The organism is Pseudidiomarina terrestris, assembly GCF_030466375.1.
GTDB classification, from domain to species: Bacteria; Pseudomonadota; Gammaproteobacteria; order Enterobacterales; family Alteromonadaceae; genus Pseudidiomarina; species Pseudidiomarina terrestris.
Genome location: NZ_JAGGJE010000001.1, coordinates 733,157 through 754,003 on the forward strand (window position 1 = coordinate 733,157; position 20,847 = coordinate 754,003).

General features: G+C 52.5%; 22 protein-coding genes. 7 read left to right on the forward strand and 15 right to left on the reverse strand.

Annotated features, from left to right (window positions below; all coding sequences use genetic code 11):
* Positions 1 to 22: 22 nt before the first annotated feature.
* From infB to J6J28_RS03460, 7 genes are all read left to right on the forward strand, one after another.
* On the forward strand, positions 23 to 2,689 hold the full coding sequence (gene infB / locus J6J28_RS03430; RefSeq protein ID WP_301719925.1) for a translation initiation factor IF-2: 2,667 nt from the start codon (positions 23 to 25) through the stop codon (positions 2,687 to 2,689).
* Positions 2,690 to 2,694: 5 nt separating this feature from the next.
* The gene (rbfA, locus tag J6J28_RS03435; RefSeq protein WP_301719926.1) at positions 2,695 to 3,090 is read left to right on the forward strand and encodes a 30S ribosome-binding factor RbfA; all 396 of its coding nucleotides are present in this window, start codon (positions 2,695 to 2,697) and stop codon (positions 3,088 to 3,090) included.
* Positions 3,090 to 4,031 carry a tRNA pseudouridine(55) synthase TruB gene (gene truB / locus J6J28_RS03440; protein ID WP_301719927.1) on the forward strand — a complete coding sequence of 314 codons (942 nt, stop codon included), beginning with the start codon at positions 3,090 to 3,092 and terminating at the stop codon, positions 4,029 to 4,031. Before rbfA ends, truB begins: the two co-directional genes overlap by 1 nt.
* A gap of 83 nt (positions 4,032 to 4,114) precedes the next feature.
* Entirely contained in the window at positions 4,115 to 4,384 is a 270-nt protein-coding gene (gene rpsO, locus J6J28_RS03445) for a 30S ribosomal protein S15 (protein ID WP_301719928.1), read from the forward strand.
* 195 nt (positions 4,385 to 4,579) lie between these two features.
* Entirely contained in the window at positions 4,580 to 6,727 is a 2,148-nt protein-coding gene (pnp, locus tag J6J28_RS03450) for a polyribonucleotide nucleotidyltransferase (RefSeq protein WP_301719929.1), read from the forward strand.
* Between the two features lie 102 nt (positions 6,728 to 6,829).
* Positions 6,830 to 7,735, forward strand: coding sequence for a lipoprotein NlpI (gene nlpI / locus J6J28_RS03455; RefSeq protein ID WP_301719930.1), 906 nt, complete (start codon positions 6,830 to 6,832; stop codon positions 7,733 to 7,735).
* Entirely contained in the window at positions 7,677 to 8,600 is a 924-nt protein-coding gene (locus tag J6J28_RS03460; protein WP_301719931.1) for a hypothetical protein, read from the forward strand. The genes nlpI and J6J28_RS03460 overlap by 59 nt, the downstream gene beginning before the upstream one ends.
* Here the strand turns inward: J6J28_RS03460 and J6J28_RS03465 are convergent.
* The 15 genes from J6J28_RS03465 to J6J28_RS03535 form a co-directional block, all read right to left on the reverse strand.
* Positions 8,586 to 8,984, reverse strand: a complete 399-nt coding sequence (locus J6J28_RS03465) for an MAPEG family protein (protein WP_301719932.1) — start codon at positions 8,982 to 8,984, stop codon at positions 8,586 to 8,588. The two genes, J6J28_RS03460 and J6J28_RS03465, sit on opposite strands and share 15 nt — an antisense overlap.
* Before the next feature lie 25 nt (positions 8,985 to 9,009).
* Positions 9,010 to 9,975, reverse strand: coding sequence for a lipoyl synthase (lipA, locus tag J6J28_RS03470; RefSeq protein WP_301719933.1), 966 nt, complete (start codon positions 9,973 to 9,975; stop codon positions 9,010 to 9,012).
* Positions 9,959 to 10,624 carry a lipoyl(octanoyl) transferase LipB gene (gene lipB, locus J6J28_RS03475; protein ID WP_301719934.1) on the reverse strand — a complete coding sequence of 222 codons (666 nt, stop codon included), beginning with the start codon at positions 10,622 to 10,624 and terminating at the stop codon, positions 9,959 to 9,961. Before lipB ends, lipA begins: the two co-directional genes overlap by 17 nt.
* On the reverse strand, positions 10,614 to 10,880 hold the full coding sequence (gene ybeD / locus J6J28_RS03480; RefSeq protein ID WP_301719935.1) for a DUF493 family protein YbeD: 267 nt from the start codon (positions 10,878 to 10,880) through the stop codon (positions 10,614 to 10,616). The genes lipB and ybeD overlap by 11 nt, the downstream gene beginning before the upstream one ends.
* Before the next feature lie 9 nt (positions 10,881 to 10,889).
* Positions 10,890 to 11,735, reverse strand: coding sequence for a D-amino-acid transaminase (gene dat / locus J6J28_RS03485; RefSeq protein WP_301719936.1), 846 nt, complete (start codon positions 11,733 to 11,735; stop codon positions 10,890 to 10,892).
* Positions 11,736 to 11,743: 8 nt separating this feature from the next.
* On the reverse strand, positions 11,744 to 12,907 hold the full coding sequence (locus J6J28_RS03490) for a D-alanyl-D-alanine carboxypeptidase family protein (RefSeq protein ID WP_301719937.1): 1,164 nt from the start codon (positions 12,905 to 12,907) through the stop codon (positions 11,744 to 11,746).
* Positions 12,908 to 12,995: 88 nt separating this feature from the next.
* Entirely contained in the window at positions 12,996 to 13,793 is a 798-nt protein-coding gene (locus J6J28_RS03495) for a septal ring lytic transglycosylase RlpA family protein (RefSeq protein WP_301719938.1), read from the reverse strand.
* An 8-nt stretch (positions 13,794 to 13,801) separates the two neighbouring features.
* On the reverse strand, positions 13,802 to 14,803 hold the full coding sequence (gene mltB / locus J6J28_RS03500; RefSeq protein ID WP_301719939.1) for a lytic murein transglycosylase B: 1,002 nt from the start codon (positions 14,801 to 14,803) through the stop codon (positions 13,802 to 13,804).
* 51 nt (positions 14,804 to 14,854) lie between these two features.
* Positions 14,855 to 15,961 (reverse strand): rod shape-determining protein RodA, encoded by a 1,107-nt coding sequence (gene rodA, locus J6J28_RS03505; RefSeq protein WP_301719940.1) that lies wholly within the window; start codon positions 15,959 to 15,961, stop codon positions 14,855 to 14,857.
* Positions 15,951 to 17,831, reverse strand: coding sequence for a penicillin-binding protein 2 (gene mrdA / locus J6J28_RS03510; RefSeq protein WP_301719941.1), 1,881 nt, complete (start codon positions 17,829 to 17,831; stop codon positions 15,951 to 15,953). Before mrdA ends, rodA begins: the two co-directional genes overlap by 11 nt.
* A gap of 2 nt (positions 17,832 to 17,833) precedes the next feature.
* Complete coding sequence (gene rlmH, locus J6J28_RS03515) at positions 17,834 to 18,304, reverse strand: 23S rRNA (pseudouridine(1915)-N(3))-methyltransferase RlmH (protein WP_301719942.1); 471 nt, start codon at positions 18,302 to 18,304, stop codon at positions 17,834 to 17,836.
* Positions 18,304 to 18,627 carry a ribosome silencing factor gene (rsfS, locus tag J6J28_RS03520; protein WP_301719943.1) on the reverse strand — a complete coding sequence of 108 codons (324 nt, stop codon included), beginning with the start codon at positions 18,625 to 18,627 and terminating at the stop codon, positions 18,304 to 18,306. Before rsfS ends, rlmH begins: the two co-directional genes overlap by 1 nt.
* A 73-nt stretch (positions 18,628 to 18,700) precedes the next feature.
* The gene (gene nadD / locus J6J28_RS03525) at positions 18,701 to 19,336 is read right to left on the reverse strand and encodes a nicotinate-nucleotide adenylyltransferase (protein WP_301719944.1); all 636 of its coding nucleotides are present in this window, start codon (positions 19,334 to 19,336) and stop codon (positions 18,701 to 18,703) included.
* Positions 19,324 to 20,349 (reverse strand): DNA polymerase III subunit delta, encoded by a 1,026-nt coding sequence (gene holA, locus J6J28_RS03530; RefSeq protein ID WP_301719945.1) that lies wholly within the window; start codon positions 20,347 to 20,349, stop codon positions 19,324 to 19,326. The genes nadD and holA overlap by 13 nt, the downstream gene beginning before the upstream one ends.
* 4 nt (positions 20,350 to 20,353) lie before the next feature.
* The gene (locus J6J28_RS03535; protein ID WP_301719946.1) at positions 20,354 to 20,827 is read right to left on the reverse strand and encodes an LPS-assembly lipoprotein LptE; all 474 of its coding nucleotides are present in this window, start codon (positions 20,825 to 20,827) and stop codon (positions 20,354 to 20,356) included.
* Positions 20,828 to 20,847 lie beyond the last annotated feature (20 nt).

Genomic DNA, 20,847 nt, shown 5'->3' on the forward strand with positions numbered 1-20,847 from the left:
ATCAACGGGGGTACGACAGACTATGGATGAAGTAACGCTGGATAAACTAGCTAAAGATGTAGGTACGACAGTTGATCGTTTAGTGACACAGTTTGCTGAAGCGGGCATGAAGAAGAAGCCGGGCGACTCAGTCACAGAAGACGAAAAGCAAGCGCTGTTGGCGCATTTGAATAAAGCTCATGGCGGTAAAGGTCCGCAAGAGCCAAGTAAAATGACGTTGAAGCGTAAAGAAAAAAGCACGCTTAGCATTGGCGGTGGCCCGGGTAAGAGCAAGTCAGTGCAGGTGGAAGTGCGCAAGAAGCGTACCTACGTGAAACGTTCGACGCTGGAAGATGAGCAGAAAGCTGAGCAGGAAAAAGCTGAGCAAGAACGCGCTGCAGCGGAAGCCAAACGTCAGGAAGAAGAAGCAAAAGCAGCTGCTGAAGCAAAAGCAAAAGCGGAAAAGAAAGCGGCCGAGGACAAGGCTAAGCAAGAAGCAGCTCGTAAAGAGAAAGAAAAAGCCAAGGCGAAAGCAGAAGCAGAAAAGCGTGCTGCGATGACGCCTGAAGAGCGTAAAAAAGCCGATGAAGCTAAGGCAGAAGCGGAACGCTTGCGGAAAACGCAAGAAGAAGAGGCTCGTAAGAAAGCCGAAGCTGAAGCTGCACGTCAGGCCGAAGAAGCTCGCAAATTAGCAGAAGAAAACTCTGCACGCTGGCAGGAAGAAGAAGCTAAGCGTAAGCAGGCTGAACAGGAAGATGTTCACTTCACCACCTCCGAGTACGCCAAAGAAGCGGAAGACGAGCAGGACGTTGATGAAGAGCGTCGTAACCGCAAGAAGCAGAAGCGTCGTCGTGGTGACGATGAGCGCGATGAAACCCCGCGTCGCGAAAAACGTCGTAAGGGTTCCAAACGTTCCAGCTTGCACCAGGCATTCACTAAGCCGGCCTCACCGGTAGAGCGTGAAGTGAAGCTCGGTGAAACCATTACCGTTGGTGAACTGGCCAGCCGTATGGCAATTAAAGCCAGCGAAGTCATCAAAGCGATGATGAAGATGGGCGAAATGGTCACCATTAATCAGGTGCTTGATCAGGAAACTGCGTCACTTGTGGTTGAAGAAATGGGCCATAAAGTGGTGTTGGTTAGTGATAATGCGCTTGAGCAGGAAGTTCTTGCCGATCGTAATGAAGACGATCAGCAGAAGTCACCACGCGCGCCTGTGGTGACCGTAATGGGCCATGTTGACCATGGTAAAACCTCATTACTTGACCATATCCGTAAAGCGAAGGTTGCCGCCGGCGAAGCGGGTGGTATCACCCAGCATATCGGTGCGTATCACGTAGAAACCGATCACGGCATGATCACTTTCCTTGATACTCCTGGTCACGCAGCCTTTACTTCGATGCGGGCACGTGGTGCCGGTGCAACGGATATCGTTATCCTGGTCGTAGCCGCGGACGATGGTGTTATGCCACAGACCGTAGAAGCGATTCAGCATGCCAAAGCCGCAGGGGTACCACTGGTGGTTGCCATTAATAAAATGGATAAACCAGAAGCCGATCCGGATCGGGTGAAGAACGAATTAGCACAACGTGACGTTATCCCTGAAGACTGGGGCGGTGACGTACAGTTTGTGCCGGTGTCAGCACACTCAGGTGAAGGCGTTGATGCACTGCTTGAAGCCATCTTGTTGCAATCAGAGGTACTTGATTTGCAAGCCGTTACTGACGGTATGGCGCACGGCATCGTGATTGAGTCACGACTGGATAAAGGTCGTGGACCGGTAGCCTCTATCCTGGTTCAGGAAGGCACTTTACGCCAAGGCGATATCGTTCTCTGTGGTCTTGAGTATGGCCGTATCCGAGCGATGCGTGACGAGCTTGGCCGTGATGTCAAAGAAGCCGGCCCATCTATTCCGGTAGAGATTTTAGGTCTCTCTGGCGTACCACAAGCCGGTGACGAAGCGACCGTTGTTAAAGACGAGCGTAAAGCACGTGAAGTTGCGAACTATCGTCAAGGTAAGTACCGCGAAATCAAATTAGCGAAACAACAGAAAGCGAAGCTGGAAAACATGTTTGCAAACATGCAGGAAGGCGACGTGAAAGAACTGAACATCGTACTCAAGTCTGATGTACAAGGTTCACTTGAAGCTATTGCGGATTCGTTACAGAAACTGTCAACCGATGAAGTTAAAGTGAACATTATCGGTAGTGGTGTTGGCGGTATTACCGAGACCGATGCCTCGCTGGCCGGCGCATCGAATGCCATCATCGTTGGTTTCAACGTGCGTGCAGACGCTTCTGCCAAGCGAGTGATTGAGCAAGAAGCAGTGGATCTGCGTTACTACAGCGTCATTTATGACCTGATTGATGAAATCAAGTTAGCGATGGGCGGTATGTTAGCGCCAGAGTTCAAGCAGCAAATCATTGGTCTTGCTGAAGTTCGTGACGTGTTCAAGTCACCGAAAATTGGCGCGATTGCCGGTTGTATGGTTACTGAAGGTATCGTTAAACGTTCTGCCCCAATTCGTGTGCTGCGTGACAACGTGGTGATTTACGAAGGTGAACTGGAATCCTTACGTCGCTTTAAAGACGACGTGCAGGAAGTTCGCAGCGGTATGGAATGTGGTATCGGCGTGAAGAACTACAACGACGTAAAAGTTGGCGACCAGATTGAGGTCTTCGAAACTGTCCAGATCGAGCGGAGCCTTTAACTCTTATGGCGAAAGATTATAGTCGTACAGAGCGGGTGGGGCAGCAGTATCAGCGTGAAATTGCGCTGATACTGCAACGCGAAATTAAAGATCCTCGAGTGTCGATGGTGACTGTATCGGACGTAGAAGTATCGCGTGATCTTGCCTACGCCAAAGTATTCGTTACCTTTATGCAGGATGACGAGGAACAGGTAAAGCAAGCTTTGAAGGTACTCAATAACGCCGCTGGTTTCGTCCGGTCTTTGTTGGGCAAACGGGTGAAAGCCCGGATCATGCCTGAACTACGGTTTGTGCATGACCCGTCATTGAACGAAGGTATCCGGATGTCGAAATTGGTGGATGAGGCGGTTCGTCGCGATGAACAACGCCATACTCCGAAGGATGAGAACGGAGACGATTAATGGGACGACGTAAGTCAGGCCGCGACATTAGTGGCGTGATAGTCTTAGATAAGCCTCTGGAACTTACCTCAAACGCCGCACTGCAACAGGTGCGGCGTTTTTTTAATGCCCGCAAAGGCGGCCATACAGGGGCTCTGGATCCCTTAGCCACTGGCGTGTTACCGCTATGCTTCGGTGAGGCCACTAAACTCTCACACTTCGCGCTAGAAGCAGATAAGACCTACGAGGTAACGGCGCAACTCGGCGTGCGCACCACCACCAGTGATGCTGAGGGTGAAGTGGTTGAGCAACGACCGGTGGAACTGGACGAGGCAACCGTGCAACAGGCTGTGATTGATTTTGTCGGTCCGCAGCAACAATCCCCGTCGATGTTCTCGGCGCTCAAATACGAAGGGCGTCCACTTTACTATTACGCGCGCCAGGGAATTGAAGTGCCGCGCAAGTCGCGCGAAATAACCATTCGCAGTATTCGTTTAATTTCCTTCGAAGGTGACCAGCTAAGTCTGGAAGTTACCTGTAGTAAAGGCACCTATATACGCACTTTAATTGACGATATGGGGCAATATTTTGGCTGTGGGGCGCATGTCAGTGCTTTACGTCGCACCTGGATAGAAGGCGTAGACGGGCCGATGGTGACGCTGGCAGAGCTGGAAGAACGTGCCGCACAATGTGTGCCGGAAGAGGACGATTATAAGGCTTTAGATACTTTATTGTTGCCTTGTGACTCAGTCATCCAACAAATGCCTGAGGTGATCATCAAAAGTTCGGATGCTTTGCGTTTTGTCGCCGGTAATCCGGCCGCACCTATGCCTGGCCAAAGTCAGATGAACGACGATGTTGTGCGCGTCCGACGCGAAGGCGATGAAGTCTTGTTAGGACTTGGCTTCTGGAATGAAGATAAAATTATGCCAAAGCGGGTGCTAAGCATTGCTAAAGCTTAGGTGAGTCCGTATAATGCTTGGCGATTCCATCAGTGCTGAATTAGTGATTGGCGCTGATATTTTTTTTAAACTAGGAGTAAGATATGTCACTAACTGCGGCAAAAAAAGCTGAAATCGTTAAAGAATTTGGTCAGGGCGAAAACGACACTGGTTCACCAGAAGTTCAAGTCGCTTTGCTGACTGCTAACATTAACGAACTGCAAGGCCACTTTAAAGAACACGCGAAGGATCACCACTCACGTCGTGGTCTGTTACGTATGGTTAGCCAACGTCGTAAGTTGTTGGACTACCTTAAGCGTAAAAACAATCAGCGTTATGCATCTCTGATTGAGCGACTCGGTTTACGTCGCTAAGCACTGTTCAAAAAAAGGGGCCGTCAGGCCCCTTTTTACTTACTGAAAAGAATTTGAGGAAAGCGTTGTTGGTGAGTTGTCCCTCGCCATTTGTCAGCTAAGCTAAAGTTGACACAAAGACTGTTACTCGGAATGAGAAGGCGATATTTCGAACAACGCATGTGAATTTAAGAGAAGAAGGTAAAGGAAAAAAACGTGAATCCGATTACAAAACAATTTAAATACGGTCGTCATACCGTAACATTAGAAACCGGCGCCATGGCGCGCCAAGCGACTGGCGCAGTACTTGCCAGCATGGATGACACCTCAGTACTGGTTACTGTTGTTGCCAAAAAAGAAGCCAACGAAGGGCAAGATTTCTTCCCGCTAACAGTTAATTATCAAGAACGTACTTACGCTGCAGGTAAAATCCCAGGTGGTTTCTTCAAGCGTGAAGGTCGTCCGTCAGAAGGTGAAACCCTCACCTCGCGTTTGATTGACCGTCCAATTCGTCCACTATTCCCTGAAGGTTTCAAAAACGAAGTGCAAATCATTGCTACCGTTGTTTCTGTAAACCCTCAAGTGAGCCCTGATATCGTGGCTCTGATTGGTGCGTCGGCAGCACTTTGCATTGCTGGTGTACCTTTTGCAGGCCCAATCGGCGCGGCACGCGTTGGTGTTATCAACGATGAATACGTATTGAATCCTACCCTGGACGAATTGACCGAGTCTAAACTTGATCTGGTCGTTGCAGGTACCGACAATGCCGTATTAATGGTTGAGTCTGAAGCACAATTACTGTCAGAAGATGCCATGTTAGGCGCTGTTGTTTATGGTCACGAGCAAATGCAGACTGTGATCGAAAATATTAACGAGTTCACTGCTGAAGCTGGTAAGCCGAAGTGGGAATGGGAAGCTCCGGCGACCAACGAAGAACTGCTTAATAAAATCAAAGCGCTGGCAGAAGACGGTATTGGTGAAGCCTACCGTATCACTGAGAAAACTGAGCGTTATGAGCAAGTTAAAAAGCTGCGTGACGAAGTGATTGAAAAGCTGACTGCCGAAGACGAGAGCTTAGACGCGAAGCAAATCGGTAACCTATTTCACGGTCTTGAAAGTGACGTTGTACGTCACCGTATCATTGCTGGCGAGAAGCGTATCGATGGTCGTGAACCGGACATGGTACGTGCCCTTGATATCGCTACGGGGATGCTCCCACGCGTCCACGGTTCTGCAGTATTCACACGTGGTGAGACGCAGGCACTGGTTGCAGCGACCTTGGGCACAGAACGTGATGCGCAGATGATTGATGACCTGATCGGCTCAAGCAACAACCGCTTCATGTTGCATTACAACTTCCCTCCATACTGTGTTGGCGAAACCGGTTTCGTGGGTTCGCCTAAGCGTCGTGAAATCGGCCATGGTCGTTTGGCGAAGCGCGGTGTGCAAGCCGTCATGCCAAGCCAGGAAGAATTCCCGTACACCATTCGTGTGGTTTCTGAAATCACTGAATCAAACGGTTCAAGCTCAATGGCATCTGTTTGTGGTACGTCATTGGCACTGATGGACGCTGGTGTTCCGATTAAAGCTTCGGTTGCTGGTATCGCTATGGGTCTGGTCAAAGAAGGCGACAAGTTCGTTGTCCTTTCTGACATCCTCGGTGACGAAGATCATCTGGGTGACATGGACTTTAAAGTTGCGGGTAGCAAAGACGGCGTGACCGCATTGCAGATGGATATCAAGATCGACGGTATCACTCGTGAAATCATGGAAAAAGCACTTGAGCAAGCGAAAGCTGCTCGCCTTCACATTCTGAATGTGATGGACGATGCGATTTCTGGCGCGCGCCAGGAGCTGTCTGACTATGCTCCGCGTTACCACACCATGAAGATCAACCCGGACAAGATCCGCGACGTGATCGGTAAAGGTGGTGCGGTGATTCGTGAGTTGACGGAAAGCACCAATACCAACATCGAAATTAACGATGACGGTACTGTCCGTATTGCCGCTACTGACCAAGAGTCAGCGCAAGCCGCAATCGACCGTATTAAAGAACTGACTGAAGATGTTGAAGTTGGCCGTATCTACCAGGGTAAAGTCGCACGTATCGTTGATTTCGGTGCATTCGTGACGATTTTGCCAGGCAAAGATGGTCTGGTACACATCTCACAAATCGCTGAAGAGCGTGTGAATGATGTCAACGAATACCTGAATGTTGGTGACGTTGTGCCGGTGAAAGTTCTGGAAATCGACCGCCAGGGTCGTGTCCGTCTGAGCATGAAAGAAGCCGCTGATAAGCCTGCAGAAGCAGCGCAACCGGCAGCTGAAGTAAGCCAGGACAAAGGCCAGGACGAAGCTGAGTAAAATCAACTTCTCATTTGTTTACAAAAAGGGGCTTCGGCCCCTTTTCTTTTTTCTACGAAGGTGCGGTATGATGGATCGCAAGCAGGGTAGTCAGGAGTTATCATGAATTTTCATCGCATCGGCTGGCTGATGGTGATCTGTTGCTTAGGCATCGCCGGTTGCACCAGCACTCCAACAGCGCAAGATAAAAGTCTCGGAAACCTCGTCGTAGTTGCGCCGCAGGCGCCTGATGGCCGCTTTCAGCTGGAGTTGGCGAAGCTGACTGATATTATGGCTAAGGAGGCGGAGCAGCTGGATGCGGAGAGTATGGGCCAGCTCCTCTACCGCCGCGGTAGCCTGTATGATGCGCTGGGCTTAATCACTCTGGCGCGGATCGACTTCAATCGGGCGCTGGATTACCAACCGCGCCTGGCTGACGCCTACAACTATCTTGGTATTCATTACACCCAACTGGGCCAGTTTGAGTACGCTTACGAGGCCTTTGAAGCCGTGCTTGAACTTGAACCCGAGCATCCTTATGCCTACCTGAATCGCGGTGTGGCTGGCTACTACGATCATCGTTTTGACCTTGCCAATGACGATTTACAGCATTACTTTGAGGCAGATCCAAGCGACCCTTATCGCGCCATCTGGCGGTTTCTGGCTGCCGTGGAGGAAGGTGATCCACAGCGGGCTCAGCAGCAACTTGCAAAAGCGCGTCTGGAACACAGCACCGATGCCTGGGCCTGGGGACTGGTCGATTTGTACATTGGCGTTATGAGCGAAGATGAGTTTCTTTCTTCCTACGCAACTCAGGGTTTAGCTGCGGATGAAACCCTTGCTGAGCGTATGTGCGAGTCCTACTTCTATCTGGGCAAGCTCAAGCAATTAGAAGGTGAGTGGGATACTGCGGCCGTTTATTTCCGACTGGCGCTGACCACCAATGTTTATATGTTTCTGGAACACCGCTATGCAGCGATTGAAATGGACTGGAGTCAGCAACAAGCGAATGCTGCCCGCGCCAATTAAATCCGTTCTTGCCAGCTGCAGCGCGGCCGGTCTGTTACTGCTTTGCCATGCGGCAACTGCCGACTCCTGGCAGCCTTTGCCAGAACAGCTGCTGGGTGTCACCACCGACCTTAGCCCCGCAGTTCCAGCAACTTGCCGCTCTCCTGAACAGCCCGAAGCGATTCAGGTGTGGTTGCCGCTAGGGCGCTCGCAGGAGCCCATAAAGACCCTATCGCAATGGCCGGCACATCCTCTCGCTGAATTTGTGCAGTGCTTTCACATCCGTTGGTATCAGGATTATGACCAACTGGATTGCCGTAGTGGTGGCCAACGCGGCCATCAACAGTGTGATTTAGCCTTGTTGCCACGTGAGTGGAATCAACGCCAGCTGGTGTTTATCGCCAGCGGCACACCGGCAATTGGTAGCGCTAGCCACTGGCAGATGGTGTTGCCCGTAGACGCATCTGTCGATGTCCTGGCGCACGAAGTAGGGCACTGGTTGGGGTTTGCTGACGAGTATCCGATGTCGGCCGCGTTGGCGGAAAATTATTGCCAGGGACGTTATCTGCATCCGTCAGTCAATGTGGTCACCACGGTGACGCAGCAACTATCGAGTCACGAATTGCAGAAGTTATGGCAGCGCTTGCCCTGGCGCGACGCTGTTGCGGACTGGCGCGACCTGGCGCAGCGCGGGAGCGATGGTAAATGGCAGTTGGGGTCCGCTGCGTCGGTTGCGGTGGGGCTATTCCCGAGCGCGACCTGCAATGCTGTGGAAAAGGTTTACAGCTGGAAGCCTGTGGCTCACATGACCGCCATGGAATACCATGACGTCAATGTTTGGCCCGAGGTCTACCTTGAGCTGCTACGTCGCTCAAATGGACAATGAGATGGCGGTCTGGGCAATCATGATCACCGGACAGAGTAACGCCAGAAACCAGATTAAACTTCGCGACTTGTCCCAGTTGGCAAGATAGAGAACGTGGTAAATAATCCGCAAGCCAACGAAAGCGACCGCAAGCCATTGATTGACGACGCCGACATGACCGGTAGCGATGACCAGCAAGACTGCGGCAGCGAACAGGGGAAAGGCTTCATAGGCGTTATAATGCCCGGCTACGGCACGAGCGCCGGGGCCGGTTAAGCGCTGCTGCTGAGCACGCGGATGGCGGTTATCGTAGCCATTGTCACGGTTTTGAAAGTAAACCACCGGTGCTTTGGCAGCGATGGGAAGTAAACCGGCAATTAATAAACACCAAATCAGCGTACTCATCGTCAGATCCCCTGTTAATAGCGTGCTATTTGACTTCTTTACCTGCCGCCTGTAAATCAGCGTGATACGACGAACGTACCAGAGGACCACTGGCGATGTGGGTGAAGCCCATTTTAACGCCTTCCTCACGGAACATTTCGAACTCGTCAGGAGTCACGTAGCGCGTCACCGGAAGGTGATGGCGGCTAGGCTGCAAATACTGACCAATGGTCAGCATATCCACGTCATGGGCACGTAAATCACGCATGACCTCGAGAATTTCGTCGTTAGTTTCGCCAAGACCGACCATAAGACCCGACTTGGTGCGGATATCAGCACGTGATTCTTTGTAGCGTTGCAGCAAATCCAGCGACCACTGATAGTTGGCGCCTGGACGGGCAGCTTTGTACATACGTGGCACAGTTTCCAGATTATGGTTGAACACGTCAGGTGCTTCGCCACTTAAAATCTCGAGAGCAACGTCCATGCGTCCGCGGAAATCTGGTACCAGAACTTCGACCTGAATACCGGGGCTGTGCGCGCGGATCTCACGGATACAGTCAGCAAAATGCTGGGCACCGCCATCACGCAAGTCGTCACGGTCGACGGAGGTCACCACCACGTACTTCACCTTCATATCACGAATGGTCTCGCCGAGCTTAACAGCTTCTTGCGGATCCGGTGGCAACGGGCGGCCATGGGCAACGTCACAGAAAGGACAACGGCGGGTACAGATGGCACCCAGGATCATAAAGGTCGCAGTACCATGATTGAAGCACTCCGGCAGGTTCGGGCAGGAAGCTTCTTCACAGACTGAGTGCAAGCCGTGCTTACGCATGGCCTGCTTAATTTCATCAATGCGCTGAGTTGACGCAGGTAGCTTAACTTTCAGCCACTCTGGCTTACGGAGCATTTGATCCCGCTCAGTTGGGACAACTTTAACCGGAATAAGCGCCATCTTTTCGGCGTCGCGTAATTTTACCCCGGGTTCAACTCTAACTGGCTTGGACATAAGCGTTGTCTAATCCTGTGTGTTCATGAATGTTTTGGTAGCCGAGCTGTTCGGCGAAGATGGCACTTACCCGTGCAGCTGCTGCGGCAACGGTTGCCGGGCCACCTAATTCTTTGCTCTGCACCATTTGCATTCCCGCATAACCGCAAGGATTAATGCGTAAAAATGGACTGAGATCCATATTAACATTTAGAGCCAGTCCATGAAATGAACAGCCCTTACGAATTCTTAGACCTAATGAGCATAATTTAGCGTCACCGACATAGACACCGGGCGCATCAGGACGAGCTGCAGCCTCAATATCAGCTTCGGCCATCAGTTTTACGATGGTAGCTTCGATATGGGTCACCAATTGTCGGACGCCAATTTTCAACCGTCGCAAGTCGAGCAAAAAGTATACGACCAGTTGCCCGGGGCCATGGTAAGTCACTTGCCCGCCGCGGTCTACCTTCACCACAGGAATATCGCCAGGGGCGAGTATATGCTCGGCCTTGCCGGCTTGTCCCTGGGTAAACACAGGCTCGTGCTCCAACACCCATAGCTCATCAGTGGTGTCGGCGTCGCGAGCGTCCGTAAAGCTCTGCATCGCATGCCAGATGGGCTCGTAGTCTTGCCGACCTAATTGCCGAACAATCAAATCAGAGGACATAGCGAACATCTTCCAGCGCCGCTAAGGCCTGGTAAAGGGTTTCAACATGGCTCTGGCTTTCGACCCGTATTTGAATGGATACGGAATGATAATTGCCTTTGCTGCTGGGCTTTACTGCTGGATTGTAATCACCTGGTGCATGCTCTTGTGCGACGGCAACGACCGCATCAGGAAGCTCCGGTTTTGCCAGGCCCATGACTTTAAAGGTAAAGTGACATGGAAACTCGACCAGCTCATCGAAACGGGTTTTTTGCATGGGTTACTCCTAAGCTAAATGCGCGCGCTTACTTTCGTGAAATGCCTCAACAAGTTTTTGTGTGAGGGGACCACAGCGGCCATTGCCGATAATTATATCATCAATTTTTGCAATCGGCTGTATCTCACGACTTGAGCTGGTCAGGAACAGCTCATCGAGTTGCGCCAGCTCACGAATAGTAAAGGCTTCTTCGCGCACGGGCAGGTTCAGCTGAGCGGCCAATTGCAATACCCACATGCGGGTGATGCCGGGCAAAATCAAGTGATCCGCAGGGGCAGTGTAAAGCACACCGTCTTTGACGGCGAAATAATTACTCGATGCTCCTTCGGTAATACTGCCGTCTCGATGGAGTAAAGGTTCGATGGCACCGCGTTGTTCGGCGAACTGTTTCAGCATGATATTGCCAAGCAGGCTGATACTCTTAATGTCGCACCTTAACCAACGGATATCTTCACACAGAACGACATTGGCAGGCGCCGGTGTATCCCAGTGCAGTTGCAAGGGCGACACATTGGCGAATACTGTCGGTGTCAGCACGGTTTGTGGCAGGTGCGAGCGCTTCGTCTCGGCACCACGGGTGACCTGGAAATAAATGAGGCCATCGGTCACCTGATTGCGGGTAATCAGCTGATTGGTGAGATCCTGCCAGAAACCCTCTGGCTGATCAGGAATATTGATGGCTGCGAGTGAGCGGTGCAAACGCGCCAGGTGATGCTCAACTAGAAAGGGTCGGCCCTGGTAGACAGGGATCACTTCATATATGCCGTCCGCAAACAAAAAGCCCCGGTCAAAGACCGAGACTTTTGCTTCTTCAGGAGCAAGCCATTCGCCATTAAGATAGACTAAACCGCTCATACAAGGTGTTACTCTTCGTTAAATTTACGTACAACCCAATCGGTTAGTTGCTTAAAGAGACCGCCTTCTGCGACATCGTTAAGGGTAACCAGGGGATAGCTGGCAATGGTTTCATCGGCCAGCTGAATGCTCACCGTACCCACTTCCACACCTTTAGCAACAGGTGCTTCGAGTTCAGCGTTAAGCTCGATGCTGGCTTTCAGGTTTTCCCGTTGGCCACGCGGTAAGGTAATGACCGCATCATTGGCGATACCCAATTGCACGGTGTCTTGTTCACCACCCCAGACGCGTTGGTCGACAAAGCGGTCGCCAGCAGTGTAGGCCTGCACAGTTTCGTAGTAACGGAAGCCGTAGTTAAGCAACTTTTTGCTTTCAATTTTACGCGCCTGTTCGCTGCTGGTTCCCATGACCACTGCCACTAAGCGGGTGTTGTCTTCCACAGCTGATGTGACCAGGCTGTAACCTGCTTCCTGGGTATGACCGGTTTTAATACCATCAACATTCATACTTGCATCCCACAGCAGTGAGTTGCGGTTGTATTGTTTAATGGAATTGAAGGTAAATTCTTTTTCTGAATAAATGGCATACTCTTGCGGCACATCGCGGATCAATGCTGCACCTAAGAGCGCCATATCCCGTGGTGAGGTGTACTGCTCCGGATCAGGTAAACCATGACTGTTGGCAAAGTGGGTATTGGTCATCCCTAGTTCATAGGCATAGTTGTTCATTAAGTCGGCAAAGGCTGACTCACTGCCAGCGATGTGCTCAGCCATGGCCACGCAGGCATCGTTGCCTGAGGAAATAATAATACCGCGATTTAAATCAGCAACACTGATCTGTTTGCCGACTTCAATAAACATTTTCGAAGATTCCGGGAAGTTCTTTGCCCAGGCATTCTCGCTCACTGTCACCAGGTCAGTGGGATGAATGCGGCCGTCCTGAATCTCGCGACCAATGATGTAGCTGGTCATCATTTTGGTCAGGCTCGCCGGAGCCAGCTGGTCGTCGGCATTGCCCTCTGCAATCACATAGCCGGTGGTGTAGTCCATCAGGATGTAACCTTTGGCATTCACTTGCGGGGGCGGCGGAATAATAGCTGCCTGAGCGGCGAAGGCAGTTGCACCTGCGAGCAGTGCAACAGTGCGAATCAACTGTTTAAATACAGAATTCATGGTTGGTTGTCTCTACGTTGTCATCATTAAGAGTTTAGCGCGCAAATACTAGCACAGTTGAGCAACTGTTTTCGAAAAAACGGTCGTATCAGGGACTCACGGGAACGCGGAAAACGTCCCGGTAGCCATCCTCCCGAAGCCGGTTGAGCAGACGATCGGTTTGCATGGCTGCGAAAGGGCCCAGCATTACAGCGTGTAGACCATTTTTGGCCTGAGTAGTTGCAGGTACCTGATAGATTTGTCCCAACTTTTCAGCTTCTTGCTGCAGACGTTGCTGATTCGTACCTGCCACGACCTGAACATAATACTGGGCACCGACAGCGCTCTCCAGGGGCGTGGTTACCGCTAACTGCTGATTTCCCGCTTGCGGATGCAGCGCGTCGATACGCACGCGTGCGGTGCCGGTGGCGAGCATCCCGAGCTTATAGGCGGCAACATAAGAAAGATCGATCACCCGCTCGCCATGGAAAGGACCGCGGTCATTGACCCGCACCACGACGGAGCGGTCATTAGCAAGATTGGTGACCCGTACATAGGTAGGCAGCGGCAGCGTCTTATGGGCAGCGCTCATGGCATACATATCATAGGTCTCGCCGTTGGAGGTCAGGTGCCCATGAAACTTTTCACCATACCAGGACGCCATGCCTTCTTCACTGTAGCCCTGTGCATTCGGTAAAATATCGTAGGTGCGGCCGAACAGCGAGTAAGTACGGTTGCCCTGACGGCTTGGGGGTTCGGTGCGAGGGACCGGTTCAATGAGTTCGTCAGCAGTGGGCAAACGCGAGGGAATGCTGTCATGGGTTTGACTGTAGCGACTGGGTGGAGCTGAAGAGCTACAACCTGTCAGTACCAACAAGGTTACAACGATGGCAAAGACGCGTTGCATGTCTGAAACTACTCCTTACGTGCCGCAGCAAGCTGCTGGCTGAACTGGTGCACTACCATCGCATACAGAGGGCTGCGATTGTAACGGGTGATCACGTAAAAGTTATGCAAACCGAGCCAGTAGTCGGCGCCATCAGGCTGCTCAAAACGAAACACCTTGGCGTCAAGGTCAGCGGCAAGCTCTGCATGTTCCGGCGGTAACTCGAGTCCCGCTGCTGTCAGTTGGCCGACCGTAGCGGTTAATTTTAATCCGTCACTGGCAAGCTCGGCGTTGGCTGGCGTGGCAGGGAGTTCGATCGCCACTGGTGCGTTCGGTCGCCAGCCGTTGCGGACAAAGTAGTTGGCGACACTGCCAATGGCATCGACGGGGTTATTGAGTAGATCCCGGACACCGTCACCATCAAAATCCACCGCGTAATGGCGATAAGAGGACGAGATAAACTGACCGTAGCCCATGGCTCCGGCATAGGAACCTTTGAGTTCGGTCGCTGCTAACTGTTCGTCACGAGCGAGAAGTAAAAATTCTTTTAACTCAGAACGGAAGAAGCTCTGGCGGGGCGGATAGTGAAAGCCCAGGGTATACAAAGCATCAAGTACTTTATAGTTGCCTAAGTACCCGCCGTAAAAGGTCTCCACGCCGATGATGGCGACAATGACCTCCGCCGGTACGCCGAACTGCTGTTCGGCTTTGCCCAGACTGTCGGCATGTTTCTGCCAGAACTTAAGTCCGGCGGCCAGGCGTTTTTCCGTGAGAAAGATTGGGTAGTACTGGTGCCAGGGCTTGGCTTCCCAGGGCCGTTGAATGGCATCGAGTACGGCCTGATTCAGTTCGGCCTGCGCTAACAACCCAGCAACTTCGTCGCGGTCAAAATTATGTTCGCTCACCAACTCATTGATAAAGGCTTGTTGCGCGGCATTAAGGTCTGTCGCAGGGTCTGGCGTTGCGGCATAGGTTGAAACACCACCAAGCAAGGCAAGCAGGGTAATGCCCTGGGTCAGCAACTTACGCATCAGAATCTCCTTTATGAATGATCAGCCGCTCGCCTGTGAGCTTAGCGCGATTCAGGCATGAATCAGGCGACGATTAGTAGCAATAGCCATCAGTAAACCAAAGCCGGCGAGTAATGTCACCATTGATGTGCCCCCATACGAGATGAGTGGCAGCGGTACCCCGACCACCGGCAATAAGCCAGAGACCATACCCACATTGACCATGACATAGATAAAAAAGGTCAGAGTAAGACTCCCGGCAAGAAGTTTTTGGTAGACCCGCTGTGCTCGCATGGCGATGATCATGCCGCGGAAAATGATAAAGCCATACAACAAAAACAGGCCAATCACACCGACTAAACCAAACTCTTCACTGAATACAGAAAAAATAAAATCCGTATGGCGCTCAGGCAAAAACTCCAATTGCGATTGCGTGCCCTGCAGCCAGCCTTTGCCCTCAATGCCGCCGGAGCCAATAGCAATTTTCGACTGGATGATTTGGTAGCCCGCCCCAAGCGGGTCGCGCTCAGGGTCGAGAAAGGTCAGCACGCGCTGACGTTGGTAGTCGCGCATCAGGAAAATCCACAAAATCGGCGTAAAGGAACCGATAGCAACGGCAAAAAATGTAATGAGCTTCCACGACATACCGGCCAGAAACAGCACAAAGATCCCGGAACAGGCAATCAGTAGTGAGGTACCCAAGTCCGGTTGCTTAGCTATCATCAGCACGGGTATCAAAAGTAAAATAAAGGCCGCGGCGAGACGACGCAGTGTCGGCGGCAGGCCTTGCTCGGAGATAAACCAGGCCACGGCCATGGGCACTGCAAGTTTCATTAGCTCCGATGGCTGAATTGTGATCACGCCAAGATCAAGCCAGCGTTGCGCACCTTTACTCGATTCTCCGACCAGCAACACCGCCAGCAAAAGTACAATGCCAACGGAAAATAAGGGCAGCGACCAGCGTTGCACCGAATCGAGAGGGATTTGCGCGATGACAAACATGGCGAAGAATGCCGCACCGACACGAATCGCCTGGCGCTGTGTCATTCCCAGATCTTCACCACTGGCCGAGTAGACGGTCACAATACTCACCACCGCGGTAATTAATAACGCGATCAGCAGTGGCGCATCCATGTGCAGCCTTTGCAGTATCGAGGTACGCTGTTGGTCAGGGTGCATTATCAACTACCGCCGTATCGTCTTTAAAATAGAAATCCATCAGCTCACGCGCCATGGGCGCAGCTACGGAACCCCCACCACCCATCACGTTCTCTGCGGTAATGACAATCACCATTTCTGGCTCGTCAGCAGGGGCGTAGCCGACATACATTGCGTTATCGCGATATTTCTCAGCGATGGCTTCGGCATCGTATTCTTCATCCTGAGCAATGCTCCGTACCTGAGCGGTACCGGTTTTCCCGCCAGAGCTATAAGGTGCCCCGCGGAATGCGGTTCTGGCTGTGCCTTTGGTGCCACTGACGACATCTTCCATGGCCGACAGAGCGACGTTCCAGTGTGCCGGATTGTTAAGTTGCACCGGCTCGCGTTGTTCATGCACTGCGGGTAATTCGATACCAGCATCCCGAATACTGCGCAGCAGGCGCGGCACTGGCCGTGTTCCCTTATTCACTACAACCGCGGTGGCCACGGCCAGCTGCATAGGGGTTACCGTCCAATAGCTTTGACCGATACCAATGGAGACAGTTTCACCGGCGTACCAGGGCTGATTAAAACGAGCTCGTTTCCATCCCCGACTCGGCATCACCGCGGCGGACTCTTCGCCAATATCAATGCCGGTACGTTCACCAAAGCCGTAACCAACCATGTGCTCGGAAATGGTATCGATGCCAAGTTTTAGTGCCAGATCGTAGAAAAAGGTATCGCAGCTTTCGACGATGGCGGTGTCGACATTGACCCAGCCGTGGCCCCAGGACAACCAGTCGCGATAACGATGATTCACACCTTTGATCTGGAACCAGCCCGGGTCCCAGATCTGGGTATCGGTGGTAATCGTTTGCTCTTCCAGTCCAACGATAGCCAACTGTGGCTTGATGGTCGAAGCAGGGGGGTAGCCGCCCTGGGTGGCACGATTCAGTAAGGGGGAATGGATCGAATCCAAAAGACCACGGTACTGCGCCACCGAAATGCCTTGCGCAAACCAGTTGGGGTCATAGCTGGGTTGACTGACCATGGCGCGCACGGCGCCATCCCTGGGGTCCATCACCACAATTGAACCGCGGGTAGTGCCGAGGATCTGTTGCGCTTTTTGCTGTAAAGCGATATCTATTTCGAGTACCAGATCCTGACCTGGAATAGGAGGCTCAATCGCCAGCGTGCGGATTGAGCGGCCATGGATGTCGACCTCGACCTGCTGATAGCCGACCGCACCGTGCAACTGCTCCTCGTAATAGCCTTCGATACCCAGTTTGCCAATGGTGCGGGTGGCCGCGTAGTTTGCTGCCAGCCCTTGTTCCTTGAGCCGCTGAGCATCACGTTGATTAATTTTCGCAACATAGCCTAACGCATGGGTCAGGCTCTCGCCGTAGGGATAATGACGTACCAGGCGGGCCTCGATGCTAACGCCAGGAAACTCGTGCTGACGGGCAGCGAAAATCGCGGCCTGATGCTCATTTAACTGATCGAGTAAAATCACCTGTTCGAAGCGACGTTCACGTTTGCGATTGCGCTCAAAACGCTCCAGCTCGTCAACACTGATGTCGAGTAGAGCGGCAAGTCGGGCGACCGTTGCTTCGAGGTCCTGGACACGTTCAGGAATGACTTCGAGGCTTAATACCGGGCGATTCTCCGCCAATATGCGACCTTTCGCATCGTAGATGATGCCGCGGTTCGGCGCTAAGGGTACAACTTTAATACGATTATCATTTGAGCGGGTTTGGAAACTTTGGAATTCCGTGACCTGTAACTGGTACATATTCCCAAGCAGGACGCCAAAGACTGCAACCACAATCACCAGAGCGACGACGACCCGTCGTCCGAACAGAGCGGACTCGGCGTGATGATCACGAATTGTGGAACGGCGTCTTCTCATGCTTAGTCACGGTGGTACGGGTGGTTGGCGTTGATACTCCAGGCTCGGTAGAGAGCCTCGGCTACAATAACCCGCACCAGCGGATGTGGCAAGGTTAACGCTGACAAACTCCAGCGCTCGTCAGCAACCGCGCTGCAGGCGGGGGCGAGACCTTCAGGGCCGCCAATCAATAAGCTGACATCGCGGCCATCCATTTGCCAGTCGGCAAGGCGAGAGGCAAGCTTAGGGGTATCCCAGGCTCGCCCTTCGACTTCGAGTGTGACGACCCGGTTACCTTTGCCAATGGCGGCCAGCATAGCGTCGCCTTCCTGCTTGGTCAGGCGTGCGACATCGGCATTCTTGCCGCGTTTACCGGCAGGGATCTCAATGAGCTGTAACTGGCAATCGGCCGGTAGACGTTTGGCGTAGGTTTCGAACCCGGTGCTGACCCAACTTGGCATTTTCTGGCCAACTGCAATCAGCTGGATACGCATTAACGCGGACCCCAGAGCTTCTCAAGCTCATAAAAATCGCGAATCGATTCCTGCATGATGTGAACCACGATATCGCCAAGGTCGACCAGCACCCATTCGGAGCTTTCTGCGCCTTCTACACCAATGGGCGGAACACCATGATGCTTACTTTCTGTGGCAACATGGTTGGCCAGGCTTTTCACGTGGGTTTTTGAATTCCCGGAACAAACCACCATATAATCGGCAATATCAGTTTGTTCATGGACATCAAGGACTTTGATGTCACGGCCTTTCAGATCTTCGAGTTTATCGATAACGAAGTCACGTAATTGTTCAGCTTGCAAAAGTGAAACTCTCCTAAACAGACGGTTTTAACGGCGCATAGTTTACCACGACTGATTCGGAAAAGCAGTTGCCTTAATCGGTTTGATACAGCTGTTGTTGTTTGATGTAGGCCGCCACAGCTTCAGGCACAAATTGCTCCCAGGCACCACTGGTGGCAATTCGGTCGCGCAATAAGGTTGCCGAGACTTCGATCTCCGGGGTGGGTAAGCAAATCATGCAGCCGGCGGGGCGGTCATGCAGCTCCTGCACGTTATCGACCTGGTGGCTGGCAGCAAGCTGCCGGACACCCTCTGACCAGCTTGAGGTTTCATGCGGCCGTTGCATGACAGCAAGGTGAGCGACGTCCAGCAGCTGTTGCCAGCCATGCCAGCTGTCCAGCTTGGCGAAGGCGTCATTGCCAAGCAGAAAAATGAGCTGATCCTGTGGCCAGGTTGCGCGCATTTCCTGCAAGGTGAGCAGGCTATAGGAGGGCCGTTCGCGTTCCAGTTCCCAGTTCTCTGCGACGATATCAGCATGTGCTGCGTAAGCTAGCCTTACCATGGCCAGGCGTTGCTCTGGAGTCGCGCCGGGGTAGTCACGATGTGGCGGCTGTGCGCTAGGCATGACCTGCATAAGATCCGCCTTAAGCAGACGAAACGCGGCTAATGAGGTCTGCACATGACCGTTGTGGATCGGATCGAAAGTGCCGCCAAAAATTACTCGTAGCATGAGGTCAAAAACTCAGGGGTGCGTTGGGGTTGGCACAGCAGCATCAGGATATGGCAGTACAAGGTCGCCAGATCTTCTCCTGAGTCGCGTTTAAAAGCGAATTCCAGCCGGACCAGAAGTTGTTGCAGGCGGGCCAGGTGGGACGGTTCGATACGTTGCGCGAAGGCACGGTAGGCACCTTCCTGATTACGCCAGATACCAAGCGACATGAGTTCGTTGGTACTGAGCTGGCGTTGTTGTAATTGCTGCACTTTATGTACTTCACGTTGCAGCATCCAATTCAGGATCGCGACTTCAGTTTCTTCTTCCAGCAAGCGTTGCAAGCGGCGCAGGGCGTTCGTTAAATCGCCCTGTAAAATTGCGTCCTGTAGGGCAAATACCGTGAACCGACTTTGATCCTGTGCGGCTTCCATGATGAAGGTGGTGGTTAAGGGTTGCGGAGCATCCATTAACGCTAGTTTTTGCAGTTCCTGATCAAGCGCCAGTAAGTTCCCCTCAAACCAGTCCGCCAACAGCTGTGTGGCGTCACCATTGAGACTGAGCTGGTGGCGTTGCGCGCGCTGCTGAATAAACTGCGGTAGTTCACGGCGCTCAGGACTGTTGGCCTGGACTACGGGGCCGGCGGCTTGCAGTAACTTAAACCATTTAGCTTTGAGCTGGTCTTGCTTGAGTTTGGGACCGGTAATCACCAGGATCTGGTCATCGGGTAATTCCGCGCAGTAGCGTTTGAGGGCTTCAGCACCTTCGCGGCCGGGCTTGGCCTCCGGCATGTCGAGCTCAAGCAGACGCTGACTGGAAAACAGGCCCAGATTGACGCTGTCAGTTTGCAATTGTTGCCAGTCGAACTGACTGTCCTGAATAAAGCGCTGGCGCTCATCAATGCCTTGCTGGCGGGCTTGCTGGCGGATGAGTTGCAGTGCGTCATCCAGCAGTAGCGGGGTATCGCCAAACACGCATAACAGCGGCGGTAGCCCGTGCTGTTGCAGGTGACCTTGCAGTTGCCCCAGTTGCATGGGCTTACTCGCTCACTTGTGCGATGACCTGACGCACCATTTGCTGTGCCGCTTGCTCGCGCATTTCGGCCACCAGCACCTCGCGTTCGCGGGTTTTCGCTAAAGCAAAGTTCGGATCGTCCTGATAATCCCGGAACACCTCAATTTGCAGTGCTTTGTCTGCTTGCTCAGGGCGGCTAAGCAGGTAATTGACGGTGTAAATCAATTCGTATTCGGCGACCTGGCCACTGGCAGACAAGCTCAGGGTACGGCGGGTAAGACTGTCATCGAGGATCTGTACTGTAACCGCCGCGGCATCATCGACCAGCTCTGCGCCAGCGAGCTGAAAACGCTGGCGCGCTTCGTCTGCGAACTCACTAAACTGCGGCGCTTCGATACGTAACTGCTGCAGATCATCCGGTAGCTTGTAGCTTCCCTGTAACTGAAAACCACAGCCCACAAGTAAAAACATCAAGGATCCGAGCAGCAGTGTACGCATGTTATGTCCTAATCATTATA

What these genes read in the sequence shown, in the direction of transcription:
- infB (WP_301719925.1), top strand. Translation starts at nt 23, where the DNA reads ATGGATGAAGTAACGCTGGATAAACTAGCTAAAGATGTAGGTACGACA.
- mltB (WP_301719939.1), bottom strand. Translation starts at nt 14,803, where the DNA reads ATGCGTAAGTTGCTGACCCAGGGCATTACCCTGCTTGCCTTGCTTGGT.
- mrdA (WP_301719941.1), bottom strand. Translation starts at nt 17,831, where the DNA reads ATGAGAAGACGCCGTTCCACAATTCGTGATCATCACGCCGAGTCCGCT.
- rlmH (WP_301719942.1), bottom strand. Translation starts at nt 18,304, where the DNA reads ATGCGTATCCAGCTGATTGCAGTTGGCCAGAAAATGCCAAGTTGGGTC.
- rbfA (WP_301719926.1), top strand. Translation starts at nt 2,695, where the DNA reads ATGGCGAAAGATTATAGTCGTACAGAGCGGGTGGGGCAGCAGTATCAG.
- dat (WP_301719936.1), bottom strand. Translation starts at nt 11,735, where the DNA reads ATGAGCGGTTTAGTCTATCTTAATGGCGAATGGCTTGCTCCTGAAGAA.
- ybeD (WP_301719935.1), bottom strand. Translation starts at nt 10,880, where the DNA reads ATGCAAAAAACCCGTTTCGATGAGCTGGTCGAGTTTCCATGTCACTTT.
- rpsO (WP_301719928.1), top strand. Translation starts at nt 4,115, where the DNA reads ATGTCACTAACTGCGGCAAAAAAAGCTGAAATCGTTAAAGAATTTGGT.
- J6J28_RS03535 (WP_301719946.1), bottom strand. Translation starts at nt 20,827, where the DNA reads ATGCGTACACTGCTGCTCGGATCCTTGATGTTTTTACTTGTGGGCTGT.
- rodA (WP_301719940.1), bottom strand. Translation starts at nt 15,961, where the DNA reads ATGCACCCTGACCAACAGCGTACCTCGATACTGCAAAGGCTGCACATG.
- lipA (WP_301719933.1), bottom strand. Translation starts at nt 9,975, where the DNA reads ATGTCCAAGCCAGTTAGAGTTGAACCCGGGGTAAAATTACGCGACGCC.
- nlpI (WP_301719930.1), top strand. Translation starts at nt 6,830, where the DNA reads ATGAATTTTCATCGCATCGGCTGGCTGATGGTGATCTGTTGCTTAGGC.
- J6J28_RS03495 (WP_301719938.1), bottom strand. Translation starts at nt 13,793, where the DNA reads ATGCAACGCGTCTTTGCCATCGTTGTAACCTTGTTGGTACTGACAGGT.
- J6J28_RS03490 (WP_301719937.1), bottom strand. Translation starts at nt 12,907, where the DNA reads ATGAATTCTGTATTTAAACAGTTGATTCGCACTGTTGCACTGCTCGCA.
- truB (WP_301719927.1), top strand. Translation starts at nt 3,090, where the DNA reads ATGGGACGACGTAAGTCAGGCCGCGACATTAGTGGCGTGATAGTCTTA.
- J6J28_RS03465 (WP_301719932.1), bottom strand. Translation starts at nt 8,984, where the DNA reads ATGAGTACGCTGATTTGGTGTTTATTAATTGCCGGTTTACTTCCCATC.
- J6J28_RS03460 (WP_301719931.1), top strand. Translation starts at nt 7,677, where the DNA reads ATGCAGCGATTGAAATGGACTGGAGTCAGCAACAAGCGAATGCTGCCC.
- nadD (WP_301719944.1), bottom strand. Translation starts at nt 19,336, where the DNA reads ATGCTACGAGTAATTTTTGGCGGCACTTTCGATCCGATCCACAACGGT.
- holA (WP_301719945.1), bottom strand. Translation starts at nt 20,349, where the DNA reads ATGCAACTGGGGCAACTGCAAGGTCACCTGCAACAGCACGGGCTACCG.
- lipB (WP_301719934.1), bottom strand. Translation starts at nt 10,624, where the DNA reads ATGTCCTCTGATTTGATTGTTCGGCAATTAGGTCGGCAAGACTACGAG.